Raw genomic sequence first — 14374 nt, forward strand, 5'->3', positions numbered from 1 at the left:
CGTCGGGTCCTCGTGAAGATACCTGCCTTTTGGTCGTTGCTATCCGCCGGTAACCGGTGCCGGCAGTGACAATTATTTATATTAAGCAGCAGACGGACCAAAACCTGTTTTTTATTTCAGGCCGGGTTATTCATTACAACTTGTCCTTATCCACTTCCGGCCAGCCGTCTTTCCAGCGTACCTCCATGATCTTTAGTTTGGGCTTACCTCCGTCATCATTGTCATAGGCATGAAAAATAAGAAAATCCTTTCCGTCAAAGGTATAAATACTGTTGTGGCCGGCTCCCGCCCAGCGGTCGTTACCTTCGATCACCAGAGAACCCCCGCCTTTCGTCATGGGTTTTCCGGTTTTGTCGAGATATGGGCCCGAGACCTTTTCAGACCTTCCTGCCACAACTTTATAGGTACTGTTTTCCCCCTGGCAGCAAAAATCAAACGAAACGAACAGATAGTACCAGCCGTTCTTCCTGAAAACAAAAGGTGCTTCTATGGCCGCATTACCGGGATCGGCATCTGCCGTAAAGGGGTCGCGTTCCCTTTTCGCTATGGTGTGCCATTCTTCCGGCCCGGCTATGGAAACAAGGTCTTTTGCCAACTTTACGAGTTTCATCCCTCCCCAGAACGAACCGAAGGCAAGCCACGGCGTACCGGTTTCATCAAGCACCAGGTTCGGGTCTATGGCATTCCACATGTCCCGGCCGGGAACGGATTGCACCACTATACCGTGATCTTTCCATTCAAAGTCCTCATCATCCGGGTTCAGGGTCACATTGGTAGCCACACCTATGGCACTGGTGTTTTTACCGAAAGCGGAAACGGAATAATACAGGTAGTATTTCCCGTTGTGAAAGGAAATATCGGGTGCCCAGATATGGTTTTTAAAGCCGGGCACCACTTCCTTCGTCCAGGACGGGGCAGTCTCAAAAACAGGTTTTTCCCGGTTCCAGTTCTTCAGGTCGGGTGAAGAAAATACGGATATCCCATGGCCCCTACAAAAGAGATAATACCTGTCCCCTTCCCTGATCGCCACCGGATCGTGAACGCGGATGTCCTGTGCACAACCGGGTAAAACAAGGTACAGTACAAACAGGAAAAATAAATAATGCTTACATTTCATCTGTAATTACTTTAAAAGCTACTTACCGTTTTTTATCCTGACCACGTTAAGGGAATACGGTTGCATGAAAATTTCCATTCCGTCTTTCCGCACCTTGATTTCTTTTTCCACGGGACTCACCATATCCGGATGTTCCATCGAATTTTCGGCTTCCGGGTCGTCACTTTGCAAGACGGTCATTTTACCTCGGGAAGCCAGGCGTGAACTACCTTCGAATACGATTTTTTGCCGCCTGGACTGTCCGGACGTATTTACAATTTTCAGGATGATCTCGTCTGTGTTTTTATCCAGTGAAGCCGTAGCATACAGCTCATTCTGGCCGATAACGGCTTTACCTTCCAGTTCAACAGGCACCACATGGGTCCCCTTGTTCAGGGAAAACAGCTTTTGCACGTAATAATTCGGCGTTCCGTAAGCTCCCAGGTTATCGAACCAGATCAGGTCCGGGGTCCACTGCCAGCCTTCGGTATGGGCCATCAAAGGGGCATAGGAAGTGAGGTGTACCACCGCTGCGTTGCGTTCCAGCCCGGTGACAAATGCGGCTTCGGAAAGGGCGCATTCCCAGTTGTTCTTATTTTCGGGACTGGCAATGGCCACACTTTGTGCCGCGTATTCCCCGGCAAATATTTTGGGGCCGTTACGGTCGTAACTGTCGTACCGGTCGGCGTTTTCCCGGAACCATTCGGGAGAACGGTAGTAGTGTTCGTCAATAATCTCGGCATTCAGCTTTTTAAGTTCCTTCATCCCGTATTCGAAATATTCACCGTCCGGGAAGGGACCGCTGCCGGAAACAATGATCATATCGGGGTATTTTTCCTTTATGGCTTTTTCGAAGACCTTATACCGCTTAATGTATTCCGGGCCCCATTGTTCATTGCCGACACCTATGTATTTCATGTTAAACGGTTCGGGGTGTCCCATATCTTTCCGGATCTTCCCCCAATACGAGTCCACCGGGCCATTGGCAAATTCGATCAGATCCAGGGCATCCTGTACGTAAGGATCGAGCTGATCCATGGGCACAAGCTCCCCGGTATTGAACTGGCAGGCCATCCCGCAGCTCAGGATCGGCAGGGGTTCTGCGCCAAGGTCTTCGGCCAGTTGGAAATATTCGAAAAAACCGAGCCCGAAAGACTGGTAATAGTCCGGGGTGATGCGGTGACCGAATTCCGTATTCCACCGGTTGACCAGGAGATCGCGTTCTTCCACCGGCCCTACCGTTTTCTTCCACTGGTACCTCCGGTCGAGGGTCCTTCCTTCTACGATACATCCCCCTGGAAACCTCAAAAATCCCGGGTCCATATCATACAGTAACTGAACCAGATCTTTCCGCAATCCGTTAGGGCGGTTTTTCCAGGTGTTTTCAGGAAAGACCGAAATCATATCCAGGTCTATGCTTCCCGTTCCTTCAAAAGTAATTTTGAGTTGTGCTTTGGCCACCGTACGGACGGGGGTCAGCACAGCCGTATATTTTTTCCAATCGTTACTTTCCGGACTAACGGATGTTTCTCCCAGTACCTGACCGGTGGTATCGATAAACTGAATACGTATTTTAGTGATATTCCCTTCCTGTTTTGCGGCCTTGAGGGACAGGTTGTACTGCTCCCCTTCTTTAATGCCCATACCGCGGAAACCTTCGTTAACAAGGCTGTATCTCTCATCGTTTTTCACATCGACCCTGCAAAAACGCGCGTTGTGTTTCCTATCCGAACGTATTACGGTGGCAAAACCGGAATTTTCATTTTGGGAATGACGGTCACTGTTGGGCTGTGACCATCCCATAAGCGGCAGGGTGAATTCAAAAGAGCGGTTTTTTACCAGTTCGGCATAAAGTCCGCCATCGGCAGCAAAATTGATATCTTCAAAGAAAATACCGTACATGGTAGGCTGTATTTCGGCCACAACTTCATCGGCTTTGACTATCATAGGCCCGGATTGCTGGGCACGGACACCGGTGAAAAAGGCAAGGCTGGCTAAACTTGTTATAACTGATTTTATCATGATGGTTAGATGTTAGATTTTAGACTTAGGTGTTAAGGGGCTTCGGTTTGAATTTTATTTGCTTTGGGTATTTCTATTTAGTGGAGAGCGGGCTTTAATAGGGAAATCCCCCTCCGCCTCCGGCACCTCCCCCGAGGGCAATGTCATTTAGCTAAGAAAGTTTGTTTACTTTCTTTAAAGTATTTGTAAAGGGCTCCCTTCTTCATCCCGATAATCTACCGGGCGAAGAGGGGGGCGCTTTAGCGGGTCGGGGAGTTTGACCCGGCCCAGGTCCCGGGGTTATTCCCAAACCTTATAGTTTTATCAGTGGCCTGGGCTTTCTAACCCTCCGTCACGACTGAAGTCGTGCCACCTCCCTTTATCATCCCGATAACTATCGGAAGGGAGGAGCTTTTTGTTTTGGTAATAAAACCATTATAACCTTAACTAAACAACATTGTCCCCCGAGGGGGAGGAATTTTTCTTTTAATTCTATTTTTAACTTTAGTTCATTATCAAATTGGCACATTGGCTAATCAGCCGGATCAACTCCTTCAGAGGTCATCACTACCCGTTTCATGGTACCGTCCGGATTATAGTAAAGATAATCTATACATACGGAACGCCGGAAACTTCCGCCGTCGGTGGGGATGCCGCCATTGTGATAGATAAAATAGTCCTTTCCTTTAAAATTGATAATGGCCTGATGATTGGTATTGCTGTTCCCGGCAATTTCATTGAGAATACCTTTGAACTCCCACGGCCCGGTTATGGATTTACTCATGGCATAGGCCGTTTTTTCAGGGAACTGATAGGCATAGGAAAGGTAATACCAGTCATCGCGCTTGTGTATCCAGGGGGCTTCGGTAAAATCCGGAAGGTCCACCGTGTGGATGGGGCCGTCGAATTCCACCATGTTTTCCTTTAATTTTGCGTAATAACATACCGTATTGCCCCAGTATAAATAGGCCTGACCGTCATCGTCAATGAAAACCGTGGGGTCCAGGTCGTCCCAGCTGATATCGGTTGCTTTCGTCATATCGTTGGTCACCAGCGCCTTCCCGAGGGCATCCTTAAAAGGTCCTGTGGGGCTGTCGGATACGGCCACTCCTATGGCTTTTCCGGGAACAGTGGCATGGGTTACGGTAACGTACCAGTAAAATTTTCCGTTCCGTTCTATGACCTGTGCAGCCCAGGCATCTGCTTTGGCCCACTTGAAATCGCTTACCTTGAGCGGCACTTTGTGTTCTTTCCAGTTGACCATATCGGCGGAGGAAAACACCAGCCATTCTTTCATCTTATAAAAATGGAAATCCTTTTCGGCTTCGTCATGTCCGGTATACAAATAGACCGAATCGTTATGCACCAGAGCCGCAGGGTCTGCCGTATATTTATGGGTAATAACAGGGTTCTGGGCATTTGCCGCTATTGCTGTTATCAGGGCCGGGAACAACAGGCACCGTAACTGTTTGTAAAATTTTAAATGTATCATTGAATTTTTGTTTTTAAGAAATATCACGCAGCGGCCGGAGACCGGTTGCCTGTTACCGGTTACCTGTTTTACAAGCAGGCAACCGGTAACCCGCAACTGGCTTATTTACACTTTAAAGTCCCATGTCTTACGTCCTATGGTCTTATATCCTTTTTGTCATGTACTGAATTAATTCGCAGCATTCGGCTCCAGGTTGGGATTTACATCCAGTTCCGTCTGCGGGATGGGCAGGTACTCCTTACCGGGTGACCAGCTGTTAAAATCGCCATCATGTGCCTTTAACTCTTCCAGTTTTTCATTGTCGTACAACCATCCCCATCGCACGATGTCGTGGATACGGATGTTTTCCAGTGCAAACTCCAGCGAACGCTCGTGTGCCAATTGGTCCCGGAATTGCTGTTGCGACATGACGGCAAATTCACTCGTGCGATCGGGCAATCCGGCACGGTCTCTCACCTGTTGCATATAGCCCGCCGCATTTGCGGTTTGCCCCATTTCATTCAGGGCTTCGGCATACATGAGCAATACATCGGCATAGCGCATCAGCCGGTAATTGATCCCGGAGAATTCTACGCCACCGTGACTTTCGGTATCCAGTCCGAATCCGTCATTGGTATACTTCCTCGGGTAAATGGCATCTTCCGCATGCGGCCACGGCGTACCGTTATATACCGTGGTCCTGCCTTCGGATGGTTCATAAGAAGCTATGGTCGCAAATAAACGGGGGTCTGTTCCCCCCGCTTCGGTAGGTTCTTTTTTAAATTCTTCATACAACCATCGGGTAGGCAGGAAATCGGAATACCCGTAGCCGTCCATGGCATAGGTATGTCCTACGGAAGATACCTGTCGCCACAATACATTGGGTTCGCCTCCGTAATTCATCACATTTCCCCCGGCGTCGTAGGAGAATTGTACCTCAAAGAGGGATTCTTCATTATTGTCGACAAAGGGACTGAAATTGTCCTGATAATTTTCTGCGAGACTATAGTGGTTCAGCGGACCGTCGATCAGTTTTGCAAATTCCGTTGCGGCCGCAGACCAGCGTTCCATATAGAGATAGGTCTTTCCCAGGAAACCGGTCGCCGCTCCTTTGGTTGCCCTGCCGCTTTGTCCGTTCATCGGTTCTTCTCCGAGTAACTCCTGAGCCGCGGAAAAATCGCTTGCTATCTGTTGCCAGATTGCTTCTTCCTCTGCTGTTGCGGGATAGTAGTCGTCCGGAGGATAGGCTTCTCCCTGCTCCGGGACTTCGGTGATCAGAGGTACTTTCTGAAAGTTGGTCTTGAGGTTAAAATACGCCAGTCCCCTTAAAAAATGGGCTTCTCCCAACACCGAGTTCTTCGTTTCTTCATCCATCTCTATGGCCGGAACAAATGCTATGACCTGATTGGCTCTGAAGACCGCCTGGTAGTACGCTGCCCAGGTCCACTGTATGGGACCGGAAACAGCGAGAATAGTGAAATTCCCTACCTGGTTTAAATCCAGCCACGGACTGTCGCCGTACAATTCGTCTCCTCTTACATCGGTAAGAATAGGCGTCATACGCATATAGTAGCCGTCTACCAGGAGGGAATTGTACACGGCATTTACTCCGGCAATGGCATCATTTCCGGTTTGCCAGTAGTATTCCGTTGGCATGGCATTGGGATTGTCGAGGTTCAATTTGTCTTCGCACCCCAATAATACAGCTGCCAATACCGGCACTGCACAATATTTCAGGAATCTGAGTTTTTTATAGTTGAGCATCATGATGTGGCATTTTAATGGGTTAAAAAGAAAGTTGCACTCCAAACATATACGTTCTCGGCCTCGGATAGGTTCCGTTGTCAAATCCGGGTTCGAATACACCGGAGTTAAAATCCGGATTATACCCCTTATAGGCCGTAAACGTATGCAGGTTTTGCACGGTGGTGTATATTCGTGCCGAAGTGAAAAAGTTTGTTTTGTCTAACCACGTTTCAGGGAAAGAATATCCCAGAGAAACGGTGTTGATACGAAGGTAGTCTCCTTTTTGCAGCCATCCCGGTCTGTCGGAATCCCTGTTGTTGAGATTGGGGTCGTTGGCCACTAATCGCGGTATATCGGTATCCGTATTTTCCGGTGTCCAGTAGTTCATGATGTCTTTGTGCGCATTGAGGTAGTCGGATGACCACATCAGGGTACGGTACAGGCGGCTGTTGATGTAATAGCCCGCTGCTCCGGATGCGAAAAGCGTGAAATCAAAGTCCTTGTAACCGGCGGTGAAATTCAACCCGTAGGTTACACTGGGCACGGCACTTCCCAAAGTCGTTCTGTCATTGGCATCTACTATGCCGTCTTCGTTGATATCCTTAAACCGGATGTCTCCCGGTGCGGCACCTCCCTGTACGGCGTGGGCGTCTACCCCGGCCTGGTCCCGGAATATGCCGTCGTATACATAACCGAAGTGTTCTCCTGTTTCTCCTCCTACCTGCGTGATAGACCCTGTGCCGTACACGGGCTCTTCGTTTCCTCCCAGTGCCAGCACCTTGTTTTTAAGGGTACTGACATTGGCGGATATGTCAAAATTAAAATCATCCGTTCCCTGGAAGTGGTAGGCCAATTCCATATCGATCCCCGAATTCCTGAGGCTCCCGGAGTTGATGGTAGGTGCGGTGTTGATCGACCCCGTAGAAGCGGGGATCGGTACGCCTACCAGGATGTCTGTTGTTTCCTTCTGGTAGTACTCTACCGTCAAGTCAAACCGGTTATCCAGAAAGGCAGCGTCGAACCCTGCATTGAAAGAGGTGGTGCTCTCCCATTTGATATCCTCATTGTACAGGTTCGTCTGTATACCGCCGTTTACCACGCTGCCTCCGAAGTTATACAACACACTTCGGTTTACTACCGGCTGGTACAAATAATTCTCTATATTCTGATTTCCCAGGGTACCGTAACTTCCTCTTATTTTCAGATCATCGACAAAGGGTATATCAAAGAATTTTTCGTTGGAAATCCGCCATCCCAGGGCAACAGAAGGAAAGGTTCCCCATCGGTTATCCGGGGAAAAACGGGAGGATCCGTCTCTTCTTATTGTCGCCGTAAGCAGGTAGCGGTCGTCAAAATTGTAATTCAGTCTCCCGAAATAGGAGGCCAGGGCACTGGCGTCCTCTCCTCCTGCGGAGGTCTGGTTTTCTCCATTGGAAAGTACGGGATAATAGGGTTCGGGCAGGTTTTCGGAATATCCTTCTTTCCATACATAGGAGTTCTTCTGGTAGGTCATCCCCAAAACCGCATCTATATTGTGCTTGCCGATGGTCTTCTTGTAGGCGAGCGTATTTTCAATCAGTTCTACGGTATAGGTACGGGTATTGTCATTCAATCTGGACATGCCGGAGTTAAAGAAATATCCCATCTGAAATGCCGGTACAAAGGAGAAATCCCTCGTTTGGGTCTTGTCGTAACTCAGATTCAGCTTATACGTCAGGGTCTGGTCTTCGCTGTCTAATATTTTAAACTCCGGGTTGATGATGGCAAAGGTCCGGTCTACTTCTACCCAGTTGGTAAACAAACTGTTGATCCCCGGTACATTTAACACAATGGCCTGATGTATGGCAGAGTCCGTACCTGCATATCCCCCGATATTGTTTTCGTCATATACCCCCATCGTAGGGATGGCAATAAGCAAATCGTTGATAAGCGGTGGTCTTCCTCCCGTGAGTACATCGTCGCGGAACGTGAGGGAATTTTCCATAGAGCGGGCATAATACAAAGAAGGCGACATCTTAAATCTACCTTTTTCCATGGTGGTGTTGATACGACCGGAATACCGCTCGTAGTCGGGACCGTTTCCCACAAAGATACCGTCGTTGGTAAAGTAATCTACCGAGGCGTTGTAGGTCACGTGCTCTCCTCCGCCGGAAAAGTTAAAATTGTGGTTCTGGCGGCTTCCTGTTTTTAGCCCCACTTTTTGCCAATCGGTATCTATATCGCTGATATACGCATCGGAACCGGGGTCGTTTCCGGGCAATAGCGCCATTCCGGCATTTACGCGCTTCCGGTTGGTAATCATCTGGTAGTCTTCTCTTCCCAGGACCGGAATCCTTTGGGCCACTTCATCTATACCGTAGTACCCGCTATACCGCACGGTAAGGGGAGTATTCTTCGATCCGTTTTTGGTGGTGATGATCACGACCCCGTTGGCCGCACGCGAACCGTAAATGGCTCCTGCCGAGGCGTCTTTTAACACCTGTATGGTTTCTATGTCGTTGGTATTAAAATCCCTTATGGAGTTTCCCACCGGTACTCCGTCAATAACGTACAGCGGCTGATTATCGCCAAAGGTACTCACCCCCCGGATCCGGATATTGGGTTCGGCTCCGGGTTCTCCGTCTGACGAAACGGTTACCCCCGCAGCGCGTCCCTGAAGCATTTGCCCGACATCGTTGGTCGAGGTTTTCTGGAGCTCTTCGGCTTTTACCACACTCACCGCCCCGGTTAAATCCTGTCGGCGTTGTGTACCGTACCCCACTACAACGACTTCGTCCAGTCTGGCAAGGTCTTCCTGCATGGAAATATCTATCTTACTCCGGCCGTCGATGGTTACTTCTTCTGTTTTAAATCCTATGTACGAAAAGATAAGTACACTGTTTTCCCCTGCCACGCTGATGCTGTAATTGCCGTCAAAATCCGTGACAGTTCCTTTGTCGGTTCCCTTTACCCGGACGGTTACGCCCGGTAAGGCCATATTATCAACCCCGGACAGCACAGTTCCGCTTACGGTACTGCTTTCCTGGGCATACAATCCCGTGATTGTACATAATGTCACCACCACAATGTATAAGAGCTTATTGCCTAAACAATAGCAATGGTGATTTCTGGGTGATCTGGTTACCATGTCATTGTGTTTTGGTTGTAAATAAATTATAAGTGTAATACTTACATTTACAAATGTAACCAAAGATTTCCCATAAAAGCAAATATTTTATTGTAAAATTTACACTTTTAATGCATTTCAATCACTCAAACCGCAAAATAACCCGGGATAAAATACGAATGTAGTATTTCCGGTTTTATCGGTAAGCCTCTGATCTTATTCTACTCCCACTAAAAAGAGGCCGTCTAAAAAGTTTTAGGCGGTCTTTTTATATTTAGCCTATTTGCTTGTTTTCAACTTGAACCAGCAAGAGTTGAGCGTTAAAAAGTTAATGAGTTAATAGGTGTTGTGGGATTATGCCCTTATCCCTACCTTTTTAAGATTGTGAGCCATGGCCACAAGCCCTATTTCGGTTTCTACCTTATCAAGTCCCCTGAGCATAAAGCGTTTGAAGTCCATATTCTGTTTTATATTCCCAAAAACGGCTTCCACATCCCAGCACCTTCTTTTTCGGTGGGCAATGCCTTCTTTTGAGAGCAACAGTGCTTTGGCCTTTGCCTTTAACCGTATCAGTTCATGGTTTCTCATAATGATCCGGTTGCCTTTGGCTTTATGGCAGCTGCCCCTTAACGGGCAGCCCTTACAGTTTTTTGCCCGATAGAGGTCATAGACCTGTAGGTAGCCATTGCCGGTCTTTCTTTTTTGCTGTCCTATATGTTCCATAGGTTGTCCCATAGGACAGTAACAGGTATCGGTTTCTTTATTGTAATAGAGCTTGTCAGGATGGAACGGGGCTTTGTCCTGTTTACCATTGGTCTGCCTTTGTTCCTTGTGGAAATAGTTGTACTTTACATAGGCCTCAATATCCTTGTTTTCCAGGGCCTGGTAGTTCTCTTGGCTTCCATAACCGGCATCGGCCGTTAGGCTCTGGGGAGTTTGGAGGTAACTTTCTTGAAAATCTTCCAAGTGGGCTATCAGGGCGGTGGTATCGGCTGTGGTCTGAGCCAAAGTGTAGTTCACTATGAACTGGTTGTTGGTCGAAGCCTGTAAGTTGTAAGCGGGCTTGAGTTGCCCGTTTTTCATAGGGTCGTCCTTCATCCGCATAAACGTGGCCCCGGGGTCGGTCTTACTCATGCTTCCACGATGCCCTAACTTCTTTTGCTGTTCATTGTACCTGGCGATGTTCCCAGGCCAGTGCTTTTGGGCATAACCCAGTTTTTGTTTGATCTTTTTCTCTACCGCTTTGCCTTCCAGAGCCTGGTTGATCTGTGCAATGGTTGCGGATACTTTTTCAGGATCAATAGCCTCGAACTCCGGGGTGTTGGGGAGTTGCTCCTGCTCGGCATAGACTTTTTCCACATAGTTCCACAGTTCCCTGAGTTGTTTTTCAATACGCTCGCGGGAGGTTTTGATGCTCTTGCCCCATACAAAGGTATAGCGGTTGGCATTAGCCTCGATCTTGGTTCCGTCCACATAGAGTTCCTTCAGGCTTAAATAACCCTGTTCGGCTAAGAGCACCACTACTTGATTAAAGATTTGCTTAAACTTGTCCTTTAGCTTGCCGCTGCGGAAGTTGCTGATGGTATTGTGGTCAGGCTTGGCCCCGCCACTGAGCCAGATAAAGTGAATGTTCTCGTTCAAGGCCTGCTCAATCTTGCGCGAAGAATACAGGTTACGCAAGTAGGCATAGACCAAAATCTTTAACAGCACTTTAGGGTGATAACTCGAAGTACCGCCCCCACGGTAGGTCTGCTCCAAACTGCTCAGGTCTACCGAGTCTAAAATCGAGTTGACAGTACGTACAGGATGGTGCTGAGGGACCAGCTCATCATAACTGGGTGGAAGCAGGCTCAACTGGCCTTGATCGTAGGGCTTCCAGGTGACTTTTCGGCTCATGTTTAAATTTACAAACACAAAACCTAAATTCAAAAAAAAGAAGCTGCCTTTTTAGACAGCCTCTTTCACTATTCTATGCTATGGTAACAGTCATTCAGTTTACCACTGAAACAACGGTTTTTCCTTCATCATGGCATTTACTTTTCCGCCCACTTTTTCTATGACCGTATCGTCAGTATAGTTGGTGATCACTTCATCGATGTACTCTACTACGGTTTGCACATCGGCTTCTTTGAGTCCTCTTGTAGTAATGGCAGATGCACCTATACGGATACCGGAAGTGACGAACGGGGATTTATCGTCAAACGGTACCATGTTCTTGTTTACGGTAATATCCGCCTTCTCCAGGGCCCCTTCTGCCTCCTTACCGGAAATATCCTTGTTCCTCAGGTCGATAAGCATCATATGGTTGTCCGTACCCCCGCTGATCACCTTGTAGCCTTTCGCTACAAATGCTTTTGCCATGGTCTGCGCATTCTTCCTTACCTGAAGGGCATAGTGCAGGAATTCATCGGTAAGCGCTTCGCCATAAGCTACGGCCTTGGCCGCAATGATATGTTCGAGCGGTCCGCCCTGGTTACCGGGAAAAACGGCACTGTCCAGTAAAGAGGACATCATACGGAGTTTTCCGCTTTTCAGCTTTATACCGAAGGGGTTTTCAAAATCTTTCCCCATCATGATCATTCCTCCCCTTGGTCCCCGGAGGGTTTTATGCGTTGTTGTACTTACAATATGGCAATGCGGAATCGGGTCGTTCAGTATTCCCTTGGCGATAAGTCCCGCAGGATGGGATATATCGGCAAAAAGAATGGCCCCGACACTGTCGGCAATTTCCCGGAACCGCTTAAAATCAATGTCCCTGGAATATGCAGAAGCCCCGGCAATGATCAGCTTGGGCTGTTCTTTCCCGGCAATTTCCGCTATCCTGTCGTAATTGAGCATCCCGGTCTCCTCTTCCACTCCGTAGAAAACAGGATTGTAAAGCTTGCCGGAAAAATTCACCGGGGAACCATGCGTGAGGTGTCCGCCGTGCGACAAATCAAAACCGAGTATTTTATCCCCGGGGTTCAGGCAGGCATGGTACACGGCAGTATTGGCCTGTGACCCGCTGTGCGGTTGTACATTCACCCATTCGGCACCGAAAAGTGCCTTGGCCCGTTCAATAGCCGCATTTTCCACTTCATCCACAACTTCACATCCGCCGTAATAACGCTTTCCGGGATATCCTTCGGCGTATTTGTTGGTCAGTACCGAACCGGCCGCCTCCATGACCTGTTCGCTTACAAAGTTCTCGGATGCTATCAGTTCCAGTCCGTGTAACTGGCGTTCCTTTTCCGCTTCAATCAGTTCAAAAATCTGTTTGTCTCGTTGCATTATTTTTAAGTTCAAAGTTCACCCCCTTACTACGGTTTGTCTTGAGAACGACCGAAGGCCCGGGGCAACAGGTTCAATATTCAATGTTCCAGGTTTAAAGTTGAAGGTTTATCCTTTCGACTTTAATTATTCCAAGTTCTTTATTTTGTTAATTTTTCCCAAGGAAAATCACCGCTTTTCATCCGTTTCCCGGGTATCCTGATCAACTTTCCTTAAGAAATGCCCAAAAATAACAAATACATTCGGTAAATTGGTCGAAAATAATATCTTTGAATACAATTTTATCAAACATAAATTAACAATTTTATTATGCCTATCACCGCGAACGACCCGCAGAGAAAATCCTGGATACAGGTAGACAAGGATTCCGATTTTCCCATCCAGAACATCCCTTTCGGTGTTTTCCTCACCAGGGACGATGTGATCACCATTGGTACAAGGATCGGAAATACGGCCATAGACCTCGGTGCGCTGCACCAGTTAGGATACTTTGAGGGCATCCCGCTCACGGACGATATTTTTTTGCAGGACAGCCTCAACGATTTCATATCCGACGGAAAAAAAACCTGGCGACTGGTGCGCAACCGCATTGCCGAGTTATTTGACATCAACAATTCCAGACTCAGGGACAATGAGGAACACAGACGCATTGTGCTCTTTACCCTCGACGAAATAGAAATGCAACTCCCCGTACAGATCGGCGACTATACCGATTTTTACAGCAGTAAGGAACACGCCACCAACGTGGGCAAGATGTTCCGCGACCCGGACAATGCCCTTTTGCCCAACTGGCTGCACATCCCGGTCGGATATCACGGCAGGAGTTCTTCCATAGTACCTTCGGGCATTCCCGTGCGGCGTCCCATGGGGCAAACACTGCCTCCGGGAGCCGAAACACCGGTATTCGGTCCTTCCGAAAAGGTGGACTTCGAACTGGAAATGGCTTTTATCACTACAGATGCCAATCAGCTGGGCGAACCCATTCCCGTAGATGAGGCGGAAGACTATATCTTCGGTATGGTACTCTTTAACGACTGGAGCGCCCGCGATATCCAGAAGTGGGAATACGTTCCCCTCGGACCTTTCCTTGCCAAGAACTTTGCCTCATCCATTTCTCCGTGGATCGTGACCATGGATGCCCTGGAACCTTTCCGCGTGGCCGGGCCGAAACAGGACCCTCCCCCCCTTCCCTATCTTCAGTATAAGGGTGACAAGAGTTTTGACATTCATCTGGAGGTCAGCCTTGCCCCGGAAAACAGTGAACCACAGGTCATCTCCAAAAGCAATTTCAAATACCTGTACTGGACCATGGCGCAGCAACTCGCACACCATACGGTAAACGGATGTAACGTCATTTCGGGGGACATGATGGGCAGCGGTACCATATCAGGCCCCACACCGGACAGTTACGGCTCCATGCTGGAATTAAGCTGGGGCGGGAAGCACCCCCTGAAGATGAAAGACGGTTCGGAACGGAGTTTTATCGAAGACGGGGATACCGTTATCATGAAAGGGTATTGCAGCAACGAGGAAGTGCGCATCGGTTTCGGGGAAATATCCGCCAAACTACTGCCGCCTTTTAATGATAAAAAGAAAACGGGCGACCGTTAACAGCAAAAAACAAGGGAGCGGGATTTTCAAAAATCCCGCTCCCTTTTCAGTTCATACTCCCCTAAAACCAACT

The 14374-nt window shown here is 48.3% G+C and carries 8 protein-coding genes; 1 reads left to right on the top strand and 7 read right to left on the bottom strand.

The genetic code is table 11. The annotated features are described in order from the left end of the window. Nucleotides 1-133 precede the first annotated feature (133 nt). From LS482_RS00725 to glyA, 7 genes are all read right to left on the bottom strand, one after another. Entirely contained in the window at nt 134-1117 is a 984-nt protein-coding gene (locus LS482_RS00725; protein ID WP_233029823.1) for an arabinan endo-1,5-alpha-L-arabinosidase, read from the bottom strand. 18 nt (nt 1118-1135) lie between these two features. After that, the gene (locus tag LS482_RS00730; RefSeq protein ID WP_437441005.1) at nt 1136-3118 is read right to left on the bottom strand and encodes an alpha-L-arabinofuranosidase family protein; all 1983 of its coding nucleotides are present in this window, start codon (nt 3116-3118) and stop codon (nt 1136-1138) included. 511 nt (nt 3119-3629) lie between these two features. Further along, nucleotides 3630-4589, bottom strand: a complete 960-nt coding sequence (locus LS482_RS00735) for a glycoside hydrolase family 43 protein (RefSeq protein ID WP_233029824.1) — start codon at nt 4587-4589, stop codon at nt 3630-3632. Nucleotides 4590-4757: 168 nt separating this feature from the next. Next, nucleotides 4758-6335 carry a RagB/SusD family nutrient uptake outer membrane protein gene (locus tag LS482_RS00740; RefSeq protein WP_233029825.1) on the bottom strand — a complete coding sequence of 526 codons (1578 nt, stop codon included), beginning with the start codon at nt 6333-6335 and terminating at the stop codon, nt 4758-4760. Between the two features lie 19 nt (nt 6336-6354). Then, nucleotides 6355-9441, bottom strand: a complete 3087-nt coding sequence (locus LS482_RS00745) for a SusC/RagA family TonB-linked outer membrane protein (RefSeq protein ID WP_233029826.1) — start codon at nt 9439-9441, stop codon at nt 6355-6357. Nucleotides 9442-9774: 333 nt separating this feature from the next. Beyond that, nucleotides 9775-11316 carry an IS1182 family transposase gene (locus LS482_RS00750; protein WP_233029827.1) on the bottom strand — a complete coding sequence of 514 codons (1542 nt, stop codon included), beginning with the start codon at nt 11314-11316 and terminating at the stop codon, nt 9775-9777. Between the two features lie 99 nt (nt 11317-11415). Continuing rightward, nucleotides 11416-12690: a serine hydroxymethyltransferase gene (gene glyA, locus LS482_RS00755; protein ID WP_233029828.1), complete on the bottom strand. Its 1275-nt coding sequence runs from the start codon at nt 12688-12690 to the stop codon at nt 11416-11418. A gap of 309 nt (nt 12691-12999) precedes the next feature. On the opposite strand from glyA, the gene fahA reads away from it, so the two are divergent. After that, on the top strand, nt 13000-14301 hold the full coding sequence (fahA, locus tag LS482_RS00760; protein WP_233029829.1) for a fumarylacetoacetase: 1302 nt from the start codon (nt 13000-13002) through the stop codon (nt 14299-14301). Nucleotides 14302-14374: the final 73 nt, after the last annotated feature.

The organism is Sinomicrobium kalidii (genome assembly GCF_021183825.1).
In the GTDB taxonomy this organism is placed as follows: Bacteria; Bacteroidota; Bacteroidia; order Flavobacteriales; family Flavobacteriaceae; genus Sinomicrobium; species Sinomicrobium kalidii.

Coding starts and splice junctions, on each gene's coding strand:
- fahA (WP_233029829.1), top strand. CDS start 13,000: ATGCCTATCACCGCGAACGACCCGCAGAGAAAATCCTGGATACAGGTA.
- LS482_RS00740 (WP_233029825.1), bottom strand. CDS start 6,335: ATGATGCTCAACTATAAAAAACTCAGATTCCTGAAATATTGTGCAGTG.
- LS482_RS00750 (WP_233029827.1), bottom strand. CDS start 11,316: ATGAGCCGAAAAGTCACCTGGAAGCCCTACGATCAAGGCCAGTTGAGC.
- glyA (WP_233029828.1), bottom strand. CDS start 12,690: ATGCAACGAGACAAACAGATTTTTGAACTGATTGAAGCGGAAAAGGAA.
- LS482_RS00725 (WP_233029823.1), bottom strand. CDS start 1,117: ATGAAATGTAAGCATTATTTATTTTTCCTGTTTGTACTGTACCTTGTT.
- LS482_RS00735 (WP_233029824.1), bottom strand. CDS start 4,589: ATGATACATTTAAAATTTTACAAACAGTTACGGTGCCTGTTGTTCCCG.
- LS482_RS00745 (WP_233029826.1), bottom strand. CDS start 9,441: ATGGTAACCAGATCACCCAGAAATCACCATTGCTATTGTTTAGGCAAT.
- LS482_RS00730 (WP_437441005.1), bottom strand. CDS start 3,118: ATGATAAAATCAGTTATAACAAGTTTAGCCAGCCTTGCCTTTTTCACC.